This window comes from Microbacterium sp. AG157 (assembly GCF_003385695.1).
GTDB classification, from domain to species: domain Bacteria; phylum Actinomycetota; class Actinomycetes; order Actinomycetales; family Microbacteriaceae; genus Microbacterium; species Microbacterium testaceum.
Map to the genome: position 1 here is coordinate 411,573 of NZ_QRDK01000001.1, position 17,242 is coordinate 428,814.

The 17,242-nt window shown below is 71.1% G+C and carries 21 protein-coding genes; all 21 read right to left on the reverse strand.

The features are described from left to right. Positions 1-2 precede the first annotated feature (2 nt). The 21 genes from DEU35_RS02060 to DEU35_RS02160 all read right to left on the reverse strand — a co-directional run bounded on the left by DEU35_RS02060 (position 3) and on the right by DEU35_RS02160 (position 16,985). Entirely contained in the window at positions 3-662 is a 660-nt protein-coding gene (locus tag DEU35_RS02060) for a FliM/FliN family flagellar motor switch protein (RefSeq protein ID WP_116238468.1), read from the reverse strand. Next, positions 659-1,552 (reverse strand): flagellar motor switch protein FliM, encoded by an 894-nt coding sequence (locus DEU35_RS02065; protein ID WP_103210122.1) that lies wholly within the window; start codon positions 1,550-1,552, stop codon positions 659-661. The genes DEU35_RS02060 and DEU35_RS02065 overlap by 4 nt, the downstream gene beginning before the upstream one ends. A gap of 32 nt (positions 1,553-1,584) precedes the next feature. After that, positions 1,585-2,397 (reverse strand): flagellar motor protein MotB, encoded by an 813-nt coding sequence (locus DEU35_RS02070; RefSeq protein WP_116238469.1) that lies wholly within the window; start codon positions 2,395-2,397, stop codon positions 1,585-1,587. Next, complete coding sequence (locus DEU35_RS02075) at positions 2,394-3,197, reverse strand: motility protein A (protein WP_116238470.1); 804 nt, start codon at positions 3,195-3,197, stop codon at positions 2,394-2,396. The genes DEU35_RS02070 and DEU35_RS02075 overlap by 4 nt, the downstream gene beginning before the upstream one ends. A gap of 1 nt (position 3,198) precedes the next feature. Then, positions 3,199-3,414 (reverse strand): flagellar FlbD family protein, encoded by a 216-nt coding sequence (locus DEU35_RS02080; protein ID WP_103210116.1) that lies wholly within the window; start codon positions 3,412-3,414, stop codon positions 3,199-3,201. A 100-nt stretch (positions 3,415-3,514) separates the two neighbouring features. Next, complete coding sequence (locus DEU35_RS02085; RefSeq protein WP_103210114.1) at positions 3,515-4,678, reverse strand: flagellar hook protein FlgE; 1,164 nt, start codon at positions 4,676-4,678, stop codon at positions 3,515-3,517. 23 nt (positions 4,679-4,701) lie between these two features. Further along, positions 4,702-5,148, reverse strand: coding sequence for a flagellar hook capping FlgD N-terminal domain-containing protein (locus DEU35_RS02090; protein ID WP_103210112.1), 447 nt, complete (start codon positions 5,146-5,148; stop codon positions 4,702-4,704). 10 nt (positions 5,149-5,158) lie between these two features. Then, positions 5,159-6,619, reverse strand: coding sequence for a hypothetical protein (locus DEU35_RS02095; RefSeq protein ID WP_146035574.1), 1,461 nt, complete (start codon positions 6,617-6,619; stop codon positions 5,159-5,161). Beyond that, complete coding sequence (locus DEU35_RS02100; protein WP_103210108.1) at positions 6,616-7,041, reverse strand: flagellar FliJ family protein; 426 nt, start codon at positions 7,039-7,041, stop codon at positions 6,616-6,618. The genes DEU35_RS02095 and DEU35_RS02100 overlap by 4 nt, the downstream gene beginning before the upstream one ends. Next, positions 7,038-8,360, reverse strand: coding sequence for a FliI/YscN family ATPase (locus DEU35_RS02105; protein ID WP_103210106.1), 1,323 nt, complete (start codon positions 8,358-8,360; stop codon positions 7,038-7,040). The genes DEU35_RS02100 and DEU35_RS02105 overlap by 4 nt, the downstream gene beginning before the upstream one ends. Next, positions 8,357-8,989, reverse strand: a complete 633-nt coding sequence (locus DEU35_RS02110) for a FliH/SctL family protein (RefSeq protein WP_181904544.1) — start codon at positions 8,987-8,989, stop codon at positions 8,357-8,359. Before DEU35_RS02110 ends, DEU35_RS02105 begins: the two co-directional genes overlap by 4 nt. Before the next feature lie 133 nt (positions 8,990-9,122). Further along, a complete protein-coding gene (gene fliG / locus DEU35_RS02115; protein WP_258873305.1) occupies positions 9,123-10,202 on the reverse strand; it encodes a flagellar motor switch protein FliG in 1,080 nt (359 codons plus the stop codon). Then, positions 10,199-11,833 (reverse strand): flagellar basal-body MS-ring/collar protein FliF, encoded by a 1,635-nt coding sequence (gene fliF / locus DEU35_RS02120; RefSeq protein WP_103210101.1) that lies wholly within the window; start codon positions 11,831-11,833, stop codon positions 10,199-10,201. Before fliF ends, fliG begins: the two co-directional genes overlap by 4 nt. 2 nt (positions 11,834-11,835) lie before the next feature. Continuing rightward, a complete protein-coding gene (gene fliE, locus DEU35_RS02125) occupies positions 11,836-12,162 on the reverse strand; it encodes a flagellar hook-basal body complex protein FliE (protein ID WP_103210099.1) in 327 nt (108 codons plus the stop codon). Beyond that, positions 12,162-12,554, reverse strand: a complete 393-nt coding sequence (gene flgC, locus DEU35_RS02130; RefSeq protein WP_103210097.1) for a flagellar basal body rod protein FlgC — start codon at positions 12,552-12,554, stop codon at positions 12,162-12,164. The genes fliE and flgC overlap by 1 nt, the downstream gene beginning before the upstream one ends. Then, on the reverse strand, positions 12,551-12,898 hold the full coding sequence (locus DEU35_RS02135) for a flagellar basal body protein (RefSeq protein WP_103210095.1): 348 nt from the start codon (positions 12,896-12,898) through the stop codon (positions 12,551-12,553). The genes flgC and DEU35_RS02135 overlap by 4 nt, the downstream gene beginning before the upstream one ends. A gap of 160 nt (positions 12,899-13,058) precedes the next feature. Continuing rightward, complete coding sequence (locus DEU35_RS02140) at positions 13,059-13,331, reverse strand: hypothetical protein (RefSeq protein ID WP_103210093.1); 273 nt, start codon at positions 13,329-13,331, stop codon at positions 13,059-13,061. 7 nt (positions 13,332-13,338) lie between these two features. Next, positions 13,339-13,725, reverse strand: coding sequence for a flagellar export chaperone FliS (gene fliS / locus DEU35_RS02145; protein ID WP_103210091.1), 387 nt, complete (start codon positions 13,723-13,725; stop codon positions 13,339-13,341). Positions 13,726-13,746: 21 nt separating this feature from the next. Beyond that, on the reverse strand, positions 13,747-15,111 hold the full coding sequence (gene fliD / locus DEU35_RS02150; protein WP_103210089.1) for a flagellar filament capping protein FliD: 1,365 nt from the start codon (positions 15,109-15,111) through the stop codon (positions 13,747-13,749). Between the two features lie 100 nt (positions 15,112-15,211). Next, positions 15,212-16,039 carry a flagellin gene (locus DEU35_RS02155; protein ID WP_103210087.1) on the reverse strand — a complete coding sequence of 276 codons (828 nt, stop codon included), beginning with the start codon at positions 16,037-16,039 and terminating at the stop codon, positions 15,212-15,214. 112 nt (positions 16,040-16,151) lie between these two features. Further along, positions 16,152-16,985: a sigma-70 family RNA polymerase sigma factor gene (locus DEU35_RS02160; protein ID WP_116238472.1), complete on the reverse strand. Its 834-nt coding sequence runs from the start codon at positions 16,983-16,985 to the stop codon at positions 16,152-16,154. Positions 16,986-17,242 lie beyond the last annotated feature (257 nt).

Genomic DNA, 17,242 nt, shown 5'->3' on the forward strand with positions numbered 1-17,242 from the left:
GTTCAGTCGGTCCCGGCCTGGTCGATGATGCGCTCGACGCGCACCGCGAAGTCACCGTCGGCGACGACGACCGTACCGTGACCGATGAGGCGCCCGTTGAGGGTGATGTCGGCGGGGGACCCCGCCGCGCGGTCCAACTCGACGACGTGACCCGGCTCGAGGCTCAGCACGTCTCGCACGGGGAGTCGGGTGCGTCCGATCTCGACCACCAGTTCCATCTCGACCCCGGCGATCCGGCTGAGCCGGACGGGGCCCGCCGTGGATGCCACCGCGCGGGCATCGTCGATGCGGATGGCCGCGCGCGCGACGGTGCTGCCGTCTTCACGCACGAGATCGAACACCTGGACGCCGGCGTCGGAGAAGACGCTCGCGGCATCCGTCTCCTCCCCCTCGCCGAGCGTGCCGGCTCCGAGGACGGCCACGGCCGCTTCGAAAGCGGGGTGCAGACGGTCCGACAGCTGTCGGTCGCTCGAGCCGTCGTCGAGGGCCGCGGTGTCGGCGACCTGGATCGCGATGCTCGCGCCCGGGGCACCGCTGAACGCGACGACGACCGCGGTGCCGGTCGCCCCCGGGTCGGTGGAGGGCGTGGGCAGCACGGGGAAGCCGAAGGGGAGCTTCGCCGCGATCGCGGCGGCCATGGCGGCGGCGTGGAAGGTGCTCATCGGGTGGTCTCCTCGAGGATGGTGGTGATCGTGCACGCGAGCCGCGACCCCTGGGAACCGGGAACGGCGCGCGCGATCGGGGTGTCGCCGACGACGAGCTCGAAGGGCTTGGTCTCGGGGTGCGAGAAACGCAGCAGGTCGCCCGGGGCGAGGTTCAGGACCTCGCCGGCCCCGATGACCCGCGGCGCGACGCGCAGCGACACCTCCAGTGGGGCGCCGAGGACCTGGTCGACTGTCGCACCCGCCCGGTGGGCCGAGGCGGCGTCGCGTTCGCTCTCGGCGAGTCGGTCGACGACGACGGTGGGCAGCATGACGGTCGCGGTCGAGTGCGACTCCCCCATCCGCATGTCGAACCGCGCGACGATGACGGCCTCGCCAGGCGAGATGACCTGCAGGTACTGCGGGTTGTCGTGCAGGCCGGCGTACGCGAGCGGATTCGAGAGCAGCATGCCCAGGCTCGTCGTCAGCAGCTCGAAGGTGCGGTCCATGAGCTGACGGATCAACGCCGACTCGATGGGGGTGAGGGAGCGCGGCTCGATCGGCGCGTTGCTCCTCCCGCCGAGCATCTGCACGACCCACGCCAGCGCCACGCCCAGATCGAACTGCACGACCCCGGGCTCGTCGCGCCCTGCGGTCGCACCGGTGACCATCGCGGTCGTCGTCGGGAGGGTGTCGGCGTACTCCTGGTACGACATCGACTCCACCCCCTCGAGCGTGAGATGGGTGCGCATGCGGACCTTGCCGGTCAACTGCGAGGCCCACTGGCGCGCGAACGCCTCGAAGGCCGCCTCGAGCCGACGCCGGTGCTCTCGCCCCAGCTGAGCGGGGCGACCGAAGTCATAGGCGGGATAGCGGCGCAACGGGTCGTTTCGAACGGCGGTCGTCGACATGGCGGTCTCCTGGGGGCTGGTCGTCACGAGGGTCACCCCCGCGGAGCTGTCTGGACGAGTCCGGGGATGAGGGCACGCACCTGCTCCTCCTCGGTGGATTGCACGACGATGTCGACGCGGCGGTTCGCCGCCAGATCTTCCGCGGTGTCGCCCTCGACGAGCGGACGCTGATCGGAGTAGCCGACCGCCTGCACCCGGGAACCGGCGATGCCCTCGTGCTCGACGAGATAACGCGCGACCTTGGTGGCGCGTCCGCTGCTGAGCTCCCAGTTGCTCTCGTAGGGCGCGACCGCCGCGCGATGGTCGGCGTGACCCTCGATGCTGAGGGGGTTCCCCGCGGCGGCCAGCACGTCGCCGATCGCGTCGAGGACGGCATCCGCCTTGGCCGACAGGTCGGTGCGGTTGTCGGTGAAGAACGTCTCGGCGCCGACGAGGCCCACTTTCAGTCCGCGCTCGTCGATGACGAAGTCGACCGTCCCCGCCAGTCCCTGAGCGGCCAGCGCCGACGTGATCTGCTGCTTCATCTGCTCGAGGTCGTCGCGTTCGCGAGCAGCACGCGCCGCGACGTCTTCGACGCCCTCCTCGACCAGCAGCTCGGGCGGGATCACGAGACCCTCGGTGAAGTCGCCGCCGCCCGGCGTCTGGGATTGGCCGAACGCCTCGGCGAGACCGTTCTTGAGCTGCTCGTACTTGGTGTCGTCGACGATCGACACCGCGTACAGCACGATGAACAGGCACATCAGCACCGTCACCATGTCGGAGTACGACACGGCCCAGCGCTCGTCGGGCTCGTCGTGCTCGCCCTCGTCGTGGCCGCGGCCGCGCGCGCGTCGACTGCTGCTCACTCGGCATCCCCCGTCGCGGTGACCTTGTCGGGTCGGGGCTCCTTCTTCTTCTTCGGCTTGTAGGTGGTCAGCGCCAGCAGACGCTCCTCGACCAGGCGCGGCGCGCTCCCGGCCTGGATGGCCAGGATCCCCTCGCTCACGAGCGTCATGCGCTCCTGCTCGACGGCGGCCATGCGGTTCAGCCGCCCCGCGATGGGGTTCCAGATGAAGTTGGCCGACAACAGACCCCAGAGGGTCGCGACGAAGGCGGCGGCGATCATGTGTCCGAGCTCGTCGGGCTTGTTGAGGTTCTCGAGCACGTGCGTGAGAGAGACGACCGTTCCGACGATGCCGATCGTGGGCGCGTACCCGCCGAGGGCGGACAAGAAGCGCGCGGCCACGCGGTTGCGCGCCGCCTCGGTGACGATCTCGTCGTCCATCAGCGTGCGCAGCTCCTCGGCGTCGACGCCGTCGGCCACCGCCTGCACGGCGCGGCGGGTGTAGTCGTCGGGGGCGGAGTCGAGCTCGTCCTCGAGACGCAGCAGCCCCTCGGTCCGCGCCTTCTCGGCGTAGGCGACGAGGATCGGGATCACGGCGGCCGGGGTGGAGCGCGGTCCACGCGCCATCCGCCCCAGCGAGCCGAAAGCCGCGATCGCGTCGCGCAACGTATGGCTGGCGATGCCGACGCCGATGGTCGAGCCGAGAACGAGGATCATCGGGGCCGGCAGCAGGAGCGCGCTCAGGTGAGCGCCCTCCATCGTGATCATGGCGTACAGGGCGCCGAAGGCGACGACGACACCGACGACGAAAGCGATGTCCATGTCAGCGCTCCGACGAGACCGAGAGGGCGGATGCCGCGGCGAGCACGCGCGCGCGGTAAGCGACGATGCGGTCGATGAGTTCGTCGAGGCTCTCTTCGACGTTGTAGACGCGACCGTCGACCATGTGCAGCGTGGTGTCGGGCGACTCGTGCACCCGCTCGATCAGATCGGGGTTCACCGCGAATCGCGTGTGGTCGAGACGGGTGAGCGTGATCATCGGGAGATCTCCGGTCGAGGGGTGAGGGGACGGCCCCGACTATCGCGACGCGGCCCACCGGGGGTAACTCGGGTGGGCCGCGCCGTCGAGGGGCGGAGGGTCAGCGCTTGAGGTTGGTGAGCTCCTGCAGCACCTCGTCGCTCGTGGTGATGATGCGTGCGCTCGCCTGGAACCCGCGCTGGGCGACGATGAGGTTGGTGAACTCCTGCGAGAGATCGACGTTGCTCATCTCGAGCGAGCCCGAGACGAGCTTGCCGAAGCCGGCTTGCCCGGCCTCGCCGATCTGCGCACCGCCGCTGTTGACGGTCGCGCGATACGCCGTCCCGCCGACCTTCTCGAGTCCTTCGGCATTGGCGAAGGTCACCATCGCGACCTTCGCCAGGGTCTCGGTGCGGCCGTTCGAGAAGGTGCCGACGATCGAGCCGTCCCCCGTGATCGAGTACGACTGCAGGGTGCCGGCCGCGGCACCGTCCTGCGAGGTGATCGCGACCGTGCTCATGTCGGCGAAGCCGGTGACCGCGGTGAGGTCGACGGCGACGCCGCCGGCGTTCAGAGTGAGTCCTGCGGTCTGGCGCCCGTCGGTGAACGACAGGGTGCCGGTCGCACCGCTCGCGGGTTCGGTGACGTCCCAGCCCGTCGCGGTCCGGGTGAAGGTGAGGCTGAGGGTCCTGGCGGCACCCTGGGCGTCGTGGACGTCGATATCGCGCACGAGCTGGTCGCCGACGGCCGCGGACGAGGGCAGGTTGCCCGTGACGGTCGCCGCCGTCGTCGCCCGCGCCGGCGAGACCGCCCCCTGCGGCAGAGAGATGGTGCCCGCGGCCTGGCCGGTGGCCACGACGCCGTTCTGGGCGGTCCATCCCTGCACGAACGCGCCGTCGGCGGTGACCATGTTGCCGGCGCCGTCGAAGCCGAAGCCACCGGCGCGCGTGTAGAGGGTCTCTCCGCCCGAGCGCACCGCGAAGAACCCGTCGCCCTGGATCATCAGGTCGCCGCCGCGGCCGGTGGTCTGCGCGGCGCCCTGGCTGAAGTTCGTGCGGATTCCGGCGACCTGCACGCCGAGTCCGACCTGAGCGGGGTTGCGACCTCCGGCGTCGGCGCCCGGGATCGCGGCCCCGCCGACCGCCTGGGACAGCGTGTCCTGGAAGAGCACCGAGGCCCCCTTGAAGCCCGCGGTGTTGACGTTGGCGATGTTGTTGCCCGTGGTGTCGAGCATGGTCTGGTGCGCACGGAGTCCGGAGATGCCGGACGAGAGGGAACGGAGCATGGAGGTCTCTTTCGTGTGGGTGGTCAGGCGGACGTGCCGGTCCGGGCGGTGGCGAGGGAGGTGATCTCATCGAGCGCGACGGTCGCGTCGCCGATCGTGACCCGCGGGATGGGGCCGTCGAAGCTCACCTTCGTCACGATCCCGGTGACGGCGGCGCCCTTCGCGTCGAGGTAGCCGGCCTGCTGGCCGATGAGCGTCGAGGCGGCCTGGCGCATGTCGAGGGCGAAAGCCTCGGTGGAGGTGCGGCTCATCGCCGTCAGCTGCTCCATCATCGCCAGCTGCGTGGTCTGCGAGATCATCTGGTTGGTGTCCATCGGGGTGGACGGGTCCTGGTTCGTCAGCTGGGTGACGAGCAGCTTCATGAACACCTCGCTGTCGAGCCCCTTCTTCGCCGGGGCGGCGGTCGTCGTCGCGGTGGTCGCGTTTGCGGGGATCGGGGCGGGTGAGCCGGTGACGGCGGTGACGGGCATGGCGGTCCTCTCAGACGAGAATGTCGAGCCCGCCGCCGGGGACGACGTGCGAGAGCGCGGGCAGGAGACGGGCGGCAGGGCGGGTGGATGCCGACGGGGCGGTGTCGTCGGGGCGGGAGCCGCGCCCGGGGTCGGACGGGTCGGACCCGTTCTCGGAGGGGGCGCCGCGGTCGCCGGTTCCGGCGTCGGCGGAGAGGGCGGACCCCACGCTGAGATGAGCGTGGGGGTTGACGGCGGCCAGGTCGCGGCGGAGGTCGGCGACCATGGCGCGCAGGGCGTCGCGGCCCGCCTCGGTCGCACCCGCAAGGTCGATGCGCACCTCGCCCCCGGGCCCGATGTGGGCGCGCACGGTCACCGGTCCCGTCGCTTCGGGGGTGATGGTCAGCGTGATCCGGTGGGTGCCCGCCGGGCGCTGCGCGATGTGCACGATCGCGGGTGCGACCTGAGCGGCGATCGACCGCTGGGCCGAGCTCGGCGCGGCGGTCTCGGCCGGGGCGGGTGCGAGGGGAGCGGATGTCGAGAGGGGCGGGGTTGCCGCGACGCCGCTCGGCCCGGCGGTCGCCGCCACCGACGGCGCCGCCTCGTGTCGAGCCGGTGCGTCCTCCGGCGCGGCGGCGAGGGCGAGCCCGGTGACGACGACCCCGCCGGGGGGCGCCGCCTCGGGCATGCCCGCCGGTCCCGCGGCTTCGGCCGGGGGAAGGGCGCGGACCGGCGGGGCGGTGGATGCCGACGCGGCCCGCGGAGCCTCGAGCCCGGGAGGTGCCTCGAGGACGCTCGCGGTCGACGGCGGTACCGCCGTCGCGGTCTCGCGGGGGGAAGCGACGGCGGCACCGGGCCGCGCCGATGTCGGCAGGGCGGCGTTCGCGCGGGTGTCGGCCGTGACCGCTGCACACGTCGTCGGATCGGACGATCTCTCGGCGCCGTTCCCCGCGGCGAGCGCGACGGGCGCCGCGTCTTCGCGACCGTCGCTGGCGGGTCTCGCGCCGGTGGCGATCCCGGCGAGGGGCACTCCGACGAGGGGTCGGGTCTCCGGCGCTCCGGCTGCCGCAGGAGGGGTCTGCGCGAACGGCTCCCCCGCAACGGCTGCCGCGATCGGCTCCGTCGCGGCGGTGTGCGACGCGGAGCTCCCGACCGCCGGAACGACGTCCGTCCGGACCGCCATGGAGGCGGGTATCGCCATACCGGTCACGGCTTCGGCCCCGAACGCCGTGGCCTCCGACCCCGACGACGGCGCCGGTTCGGCAGGACGATCATCGGAGCCGTCCGCGGAGGCGTCGAGGGTGTCTGCCGCGGCGGTCACCGGCTCGGCCGGGAGAACCGGACCGGCCGCATCATCCCGGCTCACCGCGGCGTGGGCCAGTGCGTCCGCGAAGATCGTGCGCGTGGCCGTGGTCGCCGCTCCTTCGCCCGTCGAGCGCGCACCCCGGGGCGAGGCGGGCATCGATCCCGCGGTCGCCAGCAGCATGCTCACGCGGCGCTCCCCGCGTCGCGCGCCGCACGTCCCACGGCGATCTCGTCGAGCACGCTCTGTTCGGCGCGCCGTTCCTGCGCGAGCTCGCTCGCGCGATGGGCGCTCTCGAGCCGCTCGAGTCCCTTGAGCTCGCGGCGGGCCTCGACGTGGGCGGCAGACGCGGCCTCCGCGGCATCCTGTCGCAACTGCGCGAGAGCACGCAGGTCGGCCAGCGCCGCCTGCCCCGAGGATCGGGCCGCGGCCATCGCCCGCAGCGTCGCGGGGTCGTGGATCTCGGTGGCGATGTCGCTCAGGCTCGATACCGCGTGCTCGACCGCCGTTTCGGCGGCGACGGCCTCGGCGCGAGCGTGTGACAGCGACTCGGCCGCGGCGCGCTCCTGCACGCCGCGCACACGCAGCAGTCCGGAGAGGGGGAACGTCATGAGAGTCCTCCGAAGGTGGTCGTCAGGGCGGTCAACCGCCGCCAGGAGTCGTCGGTCGGGGTCAGATCGTCCATGCGCTGGGTGAGGAACCCGTCGATGGCGCCCTGATGGGCGAGGGCGGCATCCACGAGCGGGTTCGCCCCCGCCTTGTACGCGCCGATGTCGATGAGGTCGTTCGCCTGCCGACGCGCGGCGAGCACGCGGCGCAGGGTCACCGCCGTCTCGCGTTGGTCGGGCGTGGTCACCTTCGACACGACGCGCGAGACCGACCCGAGAACGTCGATCGCCGGGAAGTGGCCGCGCACGGCGAGACCGCGGTCGAGCACCACGTGCCCGTCGAGGATCCCGCGCGCGGCGTCGGCGACCGGCTCGTTGTGATCGTCGCCGTCGACGAGCACGGTGTACAACCCCGTGATCGACCCGGTGGGCCCGGTGCCCGCGCGCTCGAGCAGACCCGCCAGCACCGAGAAGGTGGAGGGCGGGTAGCCGCGGGTCGCGGGCGGTTCTCCCGCAGACAGCCCGATCTCGCGCTGGGCCATCGCCACACGCGTGAGCGAGTCCATCATCAGCACCACGTCGAGGCCGTCGTCGCGGAACTGCTCGGCGATGCGCGTCGCGACGAACGCCGACCGCAGGCGCGCCATCGCCGGTTGGTCCGAGGTGGCCACCACGACCACCGCACGCGCGAGGCCCTCGGGACCGAGGTCGTCCTCGAGGAACTCCCGTACCTCGCGACCGCGCTCGCCCACCAGCGCGATCACGGTGACGTCGGCGGTCGAGCCGCGCGCGATCATCGACATCAGCGACGACTTGCCGACCCCCGAGCCCGCGAACAGTCCGAGCCGCTGGCCCACGCCGACGGGGGTCATCGTGTCGAGCGCGCGCACCCCCAGCCCCAGTTGGCGGTCGATCCGCTGGCGTCCGATGACGCTGGGCGCGGTGTTGTCCAGGGCGACGACGGGGGCGCCGGTGAGCGGGCCGAGACCATCGATCGGGCGACCGAGACCATCGAGAACGCGCCCCAGCAGGCCGCGACCGGTCGGCACCGTCAGCGCCGCAGCGGAGTGGTGCACCGCCGCGCCGACGCGCACACCGGTCATCGGGCCCATCGGCATGCAGCGCACGGCTTCACCGTCGACCGCGACGACCTCGGCCTCGATCTCGACGGCGCCGGCGGCTTCGATGCGCACGCGGTCGCCGACGGCGGCGGGGATGCCGAGAGCCTCCACGCCGAGACCCACCACGGCCTTCACGACCCCCGAGCGGCGCGGACCGGTCGCCCTCAGTGCGCGCTCCCAGCGACGGGTGGCGACGCTCACGAGCCGGCCTCGCCGTCGTCGTCCAGAGCGAGTTCCGCGCGCGCCCGCTCGAGGGCCGCACCGATCCGCGTGTCCACGCTGCCGTGCGCGATCCGGACGATCGCGCCGCCGGGATCCACGTCGGCGTCCGCCACGACCTCCACGCCCTCCGCGAGTTCCGCGGCGGCCGCATCGTGGAGCGTGCGCAGGTCGCGTTCGTTCAGGTGCACCCGCACCCATGCCGCGCGGGGCGTCTGAGCGGCGGCCCGCCGCATCGCGTGAGCGGCCGAGCGGGCGGCATCCGACATCTCCGTCCGCAAGATCTCGGCGGTCATCTCGATCGCGAGCTCCTCGAGACGTCGCACGTCGGATGCCACGAGAGCGGCGATCTCGGCGTCGAGCCGGGCCCTCGCTTCGCCGAGAGCCGAGAGGGCCGCTCGATGGGCCGCGTCGGCTGCGGCGTCGCGGGCGGCGACGCGCCGCTCGGCCGCGAGACGCTCGCTCTCGAGCTCGACCCGGGCGTCGCGGCGCCCCTCGGCGAACCCGTCGGCGTATCCCCGCGCCCGCGCTCTGTCGGCGACAGCCCGAACGTCCGGTTGCGCCTCGCCCACGCGCGGCAGAACCAGCGGAGTGAAGACGGAATCGGACACGGTGGTCACCCTGCGGTTGTGGCGAAGCCGATCCGTGGCCAAGTCGACGAGCGATCCGTGCTCTTCCCCGACTATCGCGACGGGCGCTGCCCGCCGTAACCGACCGCATCCGGGAGGGCGGTCGGCATCGCGATCACTCGATCAGTTCGTCGTCGTCCTCGCGTGCGAGCGTGATCTCCTCGGCGGCTTCGAGCTCGCGGATGACACGCACGACCTCGGCACGAGCCTCGTCGACCTGCCGCATGCGCACGGGTCCGAGCGCCCGCGTCTCCTCGTCGAGGTTCTCTCGGTTGCGCTCGGTCATGTTGCGGCGGATCACGTCGCCGATCTGCTCGTCGGCGCCCTTGAGCGCGAGGGCGAGCACGCGCAGGTCGATCCCCCGCAGCACGCGCTGGGCGTCGCGGTCCTCGAGCCGCGAGATGTCGGCGAAGGTCAGCATCCGGCTGCGGACCTCTTCGGCGAGCACCCGGTCGCGGTCGTCCAAACCGGCCAACAGCGCTTTCTCGAGGGCGGTGTCGGACCGGTTGATGATGTCGACCAGCGGCTGCACACCACCGATGGCCTCGTGCGCCTCACGCGTGCCGAACACCCCCGTCCGCGCGCGCAGCGACTCCGCGACCACGGTGATCGCCTCCTGCGAGGCGACCCCGAGCTCGGCGATCGCCTGCGCGACGTCGGTGCGCAGCGGATCCTGAAGCGCGGCGAGGACCGCGGCGGCGCGGTCCGCGCGGAGGTTCGCGAGCACGACGGCGACGGTGGTCGGCATCTCGCCGTCGAGGATCGTGGCCAGCTGGGTCGGGTCCGCCGCGTTGAGGAAGTCGAACGAGACCACGCCCTGCGACATCACACGCCCCACCATGCCCACGGCCTTCTCACGCCCGAACGCCGTCTCGAGCAGTCCGGTCGCGAACTGCTCTCCGCCGCGGCTCAGGAGCGAACGGCCCGAGGCGATACGACGGAAGTCGGCGAGCGCTGCCGCGGTGGCGGCGGTGTCGATGCTGCCGAGCTGAGCGAGTTCTCCGGCCAGGAGCTCGGCGCGTTCCTCGCCGAGATGACGCAGCACCTCGGCGCTGGTCTCGCGGTCCATGTTGAGCATGACGATCGCGGCCTTGCGCAGACCCGACATCGTGACCGCCGGCGCGGCGAGCACCTCGGTCACAGCGGTGGCGGGGGCGTGCTCGGCATCCGTCGTCGAGGTGTTCACCAGGCTCATGCCATCGCCTCGTCCATGAGGTGGGCGAGAGCCTTCGCCGCGTTCTGCGGGTCGCTCTTGGCGAGCTGCTCCACCTCGCGCCGACGTTGCTCGACGAGAACCTGCGGCGACTCCGGCTCCTCCTCGATATCGAGCAGGGTGGGAATGACCTTGGTCGGCGGCACCGCGGGCAACGCGATGGGCTCGGCCAGCCCCTTGAGGGTCTTGAGCTTCTGCTCCTCGGTCTCGGTCATCGTCGCGAAGTACTCGATCGGTCCGTCCTCGGTGTAGAGCGTGCGTCGCTTCATGCGCCGACGGACCAGCAGAGCGATCACGAGGATGAGGGCCGCGAGCACGATCGAACCGCCGATGATGGCCGCGCGCGCGAGCTCGGACTGCGCCTGGGCGGCCTTCTCGGCCTCGGCCGCCTCGAGCGCCGCGGCGGCCGTGGCAGCCGCGCTCTGGCTGAAGTCGACGAACTCGACCGTGACCGTGTCGCCGCGGGCCGTGTCGATGCCCGCCGCGTTGGTGACCAGCGCCTGCACCTGTTCGGCCGTGACCCCCTGCACCGACCCGCGGTCGAGGGCGATGCTGACGGTCTGCCGGGTGACGTCGCCGGCCGGGGTCGTCGTCTTCTCGGTCGTTTTGTTGACGGCGTTGTTGCGCGTCGACTCCTCCGATTCGAACGACCCCGCTCCCCCGGTGTTCGGCACGGCGATGTTGTCGGGTCCCAGCACGCCCGTTCCCCCCGCCTGACCGCCGCTGGAGGTCTGGGTGCGGGTCTGCTCGTTGGTCATCACGCCGCCCTCGGGGGCGGTGTACGTCTCGTCCATGCGTTCGGAGGTCGAGGTGGCCACGTCGGCACTGACGCTGACGGTGGAGTTGCCCGGGCCGACGATGGTCTCGAGCATCTTCGTCACCGCCCCGGCGACCTTCGCCTCGTGCTCCGAGGCTTGCGTGCTCGCGGAACCGGTGAGCCCCTGCCCCACCGCCGCGAGCACCCGCCCCGATTGGTCGGTCACCGCGACGTCTTCGGGGGTCATCCCGGGGATCGAGGCGCTCGTCAGATGCACGATCGCGGCGATCTGATCGTCGCTGAGGCTCGCACCGCCCTGGGTCTTGACGAAGACGGATGCCGTGGGGTGCTGCTTATCGGCCACGAAGACGCTCTGCTCGGGGATGGCCAACTGCACGGATGCCGCGGTGACCCCCGACATCGCCCCGATGGTCGCCGCCAGCTCGCCCTCGATGGCGCGTTTGTATGTCACCGACTGCTGGAATTCGCTCGCGGTCACGCCCATCTTGTCGAGGAGCGTGTACCCCCCGGTGTCGTTGGTGGGCAGGCCCGCTGCCGCGGCAGCCAGACGCTGCGGGTAGACCTGCGCATCGGGCACGAGGACCGTCGCTCCACCCTCGGTGAGCTCATAGCCCACCCCCGCCGACTTGAGCTGCTCCACGACGGCTGAGGCGTCGCTCGGGCTCAGACCCGTGAACAGCGGGCTCATCTGCGGTTTCGCCAGCCAGCTGCCGAGCGCGATGATGCCCATCACGACGAGGGCGGCGCCGATCACGGCGATCGTTCGCTGGGCGACGCTGAAGCCGGCGACGATCCGTTTGAACCGCTCGAGCGAAGACGCGAGCACGCGGGGCACGGCTAGGCCTGCATCCGCATGACGTCGTTGAATGCGGCGACACCGCGATCGCGCACGGCGACCATCAGGTCGAGCGTGACCCCGGCGCGCGTCGAGGCGAGCGTGGCCTTGTGGATGTCGTCGAGGTCTCCGGTGACGGCCTGCACGGCGAGGCCGTTCGAGGTCGACTGCAGCTGCTGCAGGTTCTCGACGGCGGCTGCGAGCGAACCGGCGAACGACTGTCCGCTCGCGGCACCCCCGATCCGGGGTGCCGCGGTGGTCTGCTCGAAGCTCAGGGGATTCAGGGGCGTCACGCCCGCGGCCGCGACGGGGTCGATGGGGATGCTCATCAGCTTCGTCCGATCTGCAGGGCCGCTTCGTAGCTCGTCTTGGCGCGGTCGATGACGGCGGCGTTGGCCTGGTAGCCGCGCTGAGCGAGGATCAGCATGCTCATCTGATCGCCGAGGTCGACGTTGGGGTACTGCACGTAGCCGTTCTCGTCGGCGTACGGGTGCTCCGGCTCGTAGACCAGACGTCCCTCCGCCGTCGACTCGCGCACACCCGTGACGTAGACGCCGGGGGTCTCGGCCCCCTCGGCCACCGTGACGTACTTCTCGCGGAACATGTCCTGGCCGGCGGGGGTGGCGGTGTTGACGTTGGCGATGTTGTCGCTGATGGCGTCCAACCACTTGCGGTGAGCCGACAACCCGGTTCCCGCGATGCCGATCGCGTCGAAACTCATGCGGAGGCCTGCCCGATCGCCTTGGTGATGGAGGAGGCCTGCCCGCTGAGGGCCTGGGCGGCGAACTGATAGCGCAGCACCGTGTCGATGTTCGACATCGTCTCGGTGTCGAGGTTGACGTTGTTGCCGTTGAGCCGCGTGGGCTCGAGCGAGCGCTGGACGACCGCTTCGACGCTCCCGGACCCCCGTTCGACGGCGGTCGTGAGCTCCTTCTCGAACGACACGCGTTTGGCGTGATAGCCGGGCGTGTTGACGTTCGAGATGTTCTCGGCGATCGCGCGCTGTCGGATCGACAACGCGTCGAGGGCGCTGGACAGGGCTGTTGAGGTGACGGATTCGAGCACGCGGCACTCCGGTCGTGGGGCGAGCCGATCCGTGGCCAGTCGTTGAGCGATCCGTGCTCGGTACCGACTATCGCGACAGGGGCGCTCGGACGTAACCGCGCAGGGGGTGCGCAGACGGATGCCGGCCCGGAGCGATCACGGCACGCGCGGGGGGTTCCGGTTATCCGCGCACATCGAGGTAGACGGGTGCGCTCACCCGGGTGGGCGGGATCCGCCGTAGGGCCGCGATCTCGCGCGCGAGCTCGGCACGGGCGACGCCGAGCTCCTCGATCGCGCGGAGCTGCCTCTCGAGCACGTCCCGCGCGCGGGTGACGAGGTGCTGCGGCGGCGGTCCGGCAGGTCGCTCGAACGCCCCGGGATCGACCTCGTCCCCCGCGTCGAGGGCGCGCTCGAAGGCGTCCAGGAGGGCGGCCCACGCCGTGTCGTCGGTCATCGTCGCGTCACGAGACGGTGAGCGCGGCCGCCGCGGCGTGCCAGGCCTCGCGGAGCGGCGCGATGAGGGTTCCGCACTCCTCCGTGGCCGCCACGTCGCGACCGACGTTGGCGACGATGAGGCGGCCCGTGATGTAGGTGTAGAGCCCCCGCAACCCGTCCGAGCCCTCCCAGCCGCTGTCGAGCGAACCGCTCAGCTCCGCGATGATCGCCTGCGCGTGCGTGAGGTAGGTGCCCGCCGACGGCCAGTCGCCGTTCTGCTGCGCGACGCGTGCGCGCTCGACATCGACGAGCAGCCGGTCGTAGAGCATCGTGACGAGCCGCTCGGGGGTGGCGGACGACACCTGCTGCTCGAGGTATTCCTGCTGGGCGCGGGCGAGGGTGGTGACGGGCATCGATCTGTCTCCTGTTCGCGGTTACTGCGACGGCGGGGTGAGGGCGGCCAGCTGAGAAGTGAGCCATGACGACTGCGACTGCAGCCCCGACAGCCGCACTTCCATCGCGGAGTATGTGCGTTCGAGCGTGGCTCGACGCATGTCGAGGCGCAGGTCCATGCGTTCCACCTGCTGCTGCAGCGACGTGACCTCTTTCTGCTGGCCCGTGATGCGCTGGGTCAGCAGGCCGTCGTACTTGTCGGAGTAGCGCGCGGTAGTCGCGTGGACGCGTTCCGCGACGGCCGAGAACGTCGCTTGCGTGGCGACCGGATCGGCCTGCATCGCCGCGGCGAACTTCTCCTGGTCGAACGACAGCGCGCCGTACTTGTCGACGCTGATGCCGATCGTCGACGGCGAGACACCCTCGATCGGATCCTGGACGGCACCGGAGAGCGCGCCACGGAGAGAACGCACCGTGCTGTCGCCGGTGAACACTCCGAGAGTGGTCGCCGAGCCCGGTGCGGCGACCGTGGCCTTCGAGCCGTTGTCGATACGCGTCATCAGGGCGGCGATCTCCTTCACGAAGGCCGCCGCGGTGTCGGATTGCGCCTTGCCGTCGGCAGCGACGGTGATCGTGATCGGCTGCGTCGACGTGGCGCGCACCGTGACGTCGATGCCCTCGCCGATTCCGACGAAGGTGTTGGAGGAGCTGGTGACCGTCTGCTCGGCGGTCGTTCCCGCGAACAGGCGGATCACGGCATCCGTTCCCCGTCCGACGATCGCCGCACCCGCCTGGCTCGCCACGTCGGTACCGGTTCCCGCGGCGACGTCGGCGGCGCTGCCGCGGTGCAGGACGAAGGAGGCGTCCGCGCCCGTCTGCGTCGCGGAGATCTGCACGCGCGAGAGGGGCTGACCGTCGGCGCCCCGCCCGCCCGGCACGACCGTGGCGATGACGCCCGCACCGGCGGCGTTGAGGGCGGCGACGAGGTCGCTCGGCGCGGCACCGGCCGGGGCGATCTCGGTGACCGTGCCGTCTCGGGCGACCAGGGTGAACGGACCCGCGAATGCATCCGCCCCTCCGGGTGCGGTCACGATGGTGTGCGCGACGGCGAGGGTGTCGACCACGACGGCGGTCGAGAACGCCCGCGCCTTCTCCCCCGCGGTGACGGTGACGGTCTCCGAGGAGCTCGCCGCCGAGAAGCGCGCGAGCGAGGTGGCGGTCGCCGCGGTCTTCGCCTTGTCGTCGAGGCTCTGCAGCGAGGTGTTGAGCGACTGGAGGTTCGTGATGATCGTCGTGTGATCGGTGATCTTGTTCTTGACCAGAGTCTTGGGGATCGCCGCGACGTTCATGAGCGCGTCGATGACATCTTTGGTCTTGATACCGGATGCCAGGCCGTCGATGTTCATCGTGTCTCCGCCTTCCGTCGGTGAAGCGAACCCGGGGGGAACGACGCCCGAGCGGGAGCAATCCCCCGCCCGGGCGTCGTCGGCGCGTCAGTGCTGCGGATCAGCGCAGGAGCTGCAGGACGCCCTGGCCCGACTGGTTGGCCTGGGCGAGCATCGCGGTTCCCGCCTGAGCGAGGATGTTCGAGGCCGTGTACTTGACCATCTGGGCCGCCATGTCGGTGTCGACGATGCGGCTCTTGGCGGCGGAGAGGTTCTCGGCCGAGACCTGCAGCGAGTTGATGGTCGACTCGAAGCGGTTCTGCGCGGCACCGATACCGGCACGCGCGGTCGACACGTTCGAGATCTGGGTGTCGATGGCCGCGATAGACGTCGCCGCGTTGGTCGCCGAGTCGACGGTCAGCGCACCGATGGTCGCGCCCAGCGTGCTGAAGTCCGTGAGCGTGACCGAGATCTGGTCCTCGGCGGCGACGGCACCGGCGCCGACCTGGAAGGTCAGCGAGGCGTTCTCGCCGTTCAGCAGCTTGATGCCGTTGAAGTTGGTGCTCGCGGCGACGCGTGTCAGCTCCTCGCCGAGAGTGTCGATCTCCGTCTTGATCGCGTCGCGCGACGCGGGGTTGTTGGAGTCGTTACCCGCCTGCACCGCGAGGTCGCGCACGCGCTGCAGGATCGAGTGGACCTGGGTCAGGGCGCCTTCCGCGGTCTGGATGACCGAGATGCCGTCCTGGGCGTTGCGCGCGGCCACGTTCAGGCCGTTGACCTGCGAGCGCAGACCCTCGGAGATGGCGAGGCCGGCGGCGTCGTCGGCCGCGCGGTTGATGCGCTGACCGCTCGAGAGCTTCTCGAGCGACTTCGACACGTCGTTCTGGTTCGCCGACAGGTTGCGGTACGCGTTGAGGGCACCGACGTTGGTTGCAATCTGAAGACCCATGTTGTTCCTCCGTGGATGGGGTTTGATGCGGCGCCGTCCGTGGCCCCGCATCCCCCACCATCGCGACGGATCCGCCGAGGTGTAACCGACCCGCCCGAGGAAACTTCTGCGCTCAGGCGGGGAGGGCCAGTCCCGTCAGGTCGACGCTCGAAGACACCGCATCTCTCGCTCCGCGGCCCGACGGCACGGCGACGGGGCCGAAGACGCCGTCGAAGAAGGCGGCCTTCGTGGCGGTCGATCGGTCGGGGACCGTGCCGTTCTCCCACGCGTCGAGGGCCTCGCGCATGAGCGTCAGGCCGACACGGCGGAGCTTGGACACATAGGCGTGGCTCACCTCGAGATCGGCCGCGACGTCTTTCACCATGCGTTCGTCGAGGTACACGCCGCGGATGACGCGACGCATCTGATCGGGCAGCGCTCCGATGATGCGATCGAGCATGCGCTGCTTCTCGGCCTGCTCGACGGCGTGCTCGGGGAGGATCACGCTGTCGGTGAGGTCGACCGGCTGACGGGAGTCATCGCCCTCGAACTGCACTTCGAAGCTCGTTCCCGTGCGGACCATCTCGTCGAGCACCTGCATCTTCACCACGACGTCCGCGTCGAGTCCCGATTCCGCCGCCAGCTCGGGGACGCTCGCCGCGCGGCCGGTGCGCGCGCGCACGATCTCGTCGGCGACGCGGACGCGCTCGATCTTCTCGCGACTGCGCTCACCCGCGGGATCGGCGGAGCGCATCTCGTTCAGGATGGCCCAGGTGATCTTGGTGCGCGCGTAGGCGCCGAAGGGGATGCCGCGTTCGGGCGCGTACTCCATCGACGCGGTCGCCAGGCCCAGATAGGCCGCCGACAGCAGGTCGTCGAGGTCGACGTGCTGGGCACTGCGCGCCTTCTCGACCGCGAGGTATTTCGCCAGGGGCAGGTTCTCGCGCGCGAGTCGCTCCGGCGACATCGGGGACGCGGGCTCTGAGGGTGCAGTGACGCTGCTCGACACGGTTGCTCCTGCTTTTTGCTTGTTTACAAGCAGAAACTAACACAATTGGCAGCCGATTCAGAGGCCCGCCCTAGGCGCCTCCCCTACGGAACCCGCGTGCGCGGTCTTCGGCCAGGCCCGAGTGCGCGCGAAACCCGTGCCGGTGCGACACTGGCGAGAACCGCTCACGCTCGATCCGGCGCCGGTCGCCCGCGGGATGCAGATGCGCCCCGGCC

What these genes read in the sequence shown, in the direction of transcription:
- DEU35_RS02060 (WP_116238468.1), bottom strand. Translation starts at nt 662, where the DNA reads ATGAGCACCTTCCACGCCGCCGCCATGGCCGCCGCGATCGCGGCGAAG.
- DEU35_RS02065 (WP_103210122.1), bottom strand. Translation starts at nt 1,552, where the DNA reads ATGTCGACGACCGCCGTTCGAAACGACCCGTTGCGCCGCTATCCCGCC.
- DEU35_RS02075 (WP_116238470.1), bottom strand. Translation starts at nt 3,197, where the DNA reads ATGGACATCGCTTTCGTCGTCGGTGTCGTCGTCGCCTTCGGCGCCCTG.
- DEU35_RS02080 (WP_103210116.1), bottom strand. Translation starts at nt 3,414, where the DNA reads ATGATCACGCTCACCCGTCTCGACCACACGCGATTCGCGGTGAACCCC.
- DEU35_RS02085 (WP_103210114.1), bottom strand. Translation starts at nt 4,678, where the DNA reads ATGCTCCGTTCCCTCTCGTCCGGCATCTCCGGACTCCGTGCGCACCAG.
- DEU35_RS02090 (WP_103210112.1), bottom strand. Translation starts at nt 5,148, where the DNA reads ATGCCCGTCACCGCCGTCACCGGCTCACCCGCCCCGATCCCCGCAAAC.
- DEU35_RS02100 (WP_103210108.1), bottom strand. Translation starts at nt 7,041, where the DNA reads ATGACGTTCCCCCTCTCCGGACTGCTGCGTGTGCGCGGCGTGCAGGAG.
- fliG (WP_258873305.1), bottom strand. Translation starts at nt 10,202, where the DNA reads ATGAGCCTGGTGAACACCTCGACGACGGATGCCGAGCACGCCCCCGCC.
- fliE (WP_103210099.1), bottom strand. Translation starts at nt 12,162, where the DNA reads ATGAGCATCCCCATCGACCCCGTCGCGGCCGCGGGCGTGACGCCCCTG.
- flgC (WP_103210097.1), bottom strand. Translation starts at nt 12,554, where the DNA reads ATGAGTTTCGACGCGATCGGCATCGCGGGAACCGGGTTGTCGGCTCAC.
- DEU35_RS02140 (WP_103210093.1), bottom strand. Translation starts at nt 13,331, where the DNA reads ATGACCGACGACACGGCGTGGGCCGCCCTCCTGGACGCCTTCGAGCGC.
- fliS (WP_103210091.1), bottom strand. Translation starts at nt 13,725, where the DNA reads ATGCCCGTCACCACCCTCGCCCGCGCCCAGCAGGAATACCTCGAGCAG.
- fliD (WP_103210089.1), bottom strand. Translation starts at nt 15,111, where the DNA reads ATGAACATCGACGGCCTGGCATCCGGTATCAAGACCAAAGATGTCATC.
- DEU35_RS02155 (WP_103210087.1), bottom strand. Translation starts at nt 16,039, where the DNA reads ATGGGTCTTCAGATTGCAACCAACGTCGGTGCCCTCAACGCGTACCGC.
- DEU35_RS02160 (WP_116238472.1), bottom strand. Translation starts at nt 16,985, where the DNA reads ATGTCGCCGGAGCGACTCGCGCGCGAGAACCTGCCCCTGGCGAAATAC.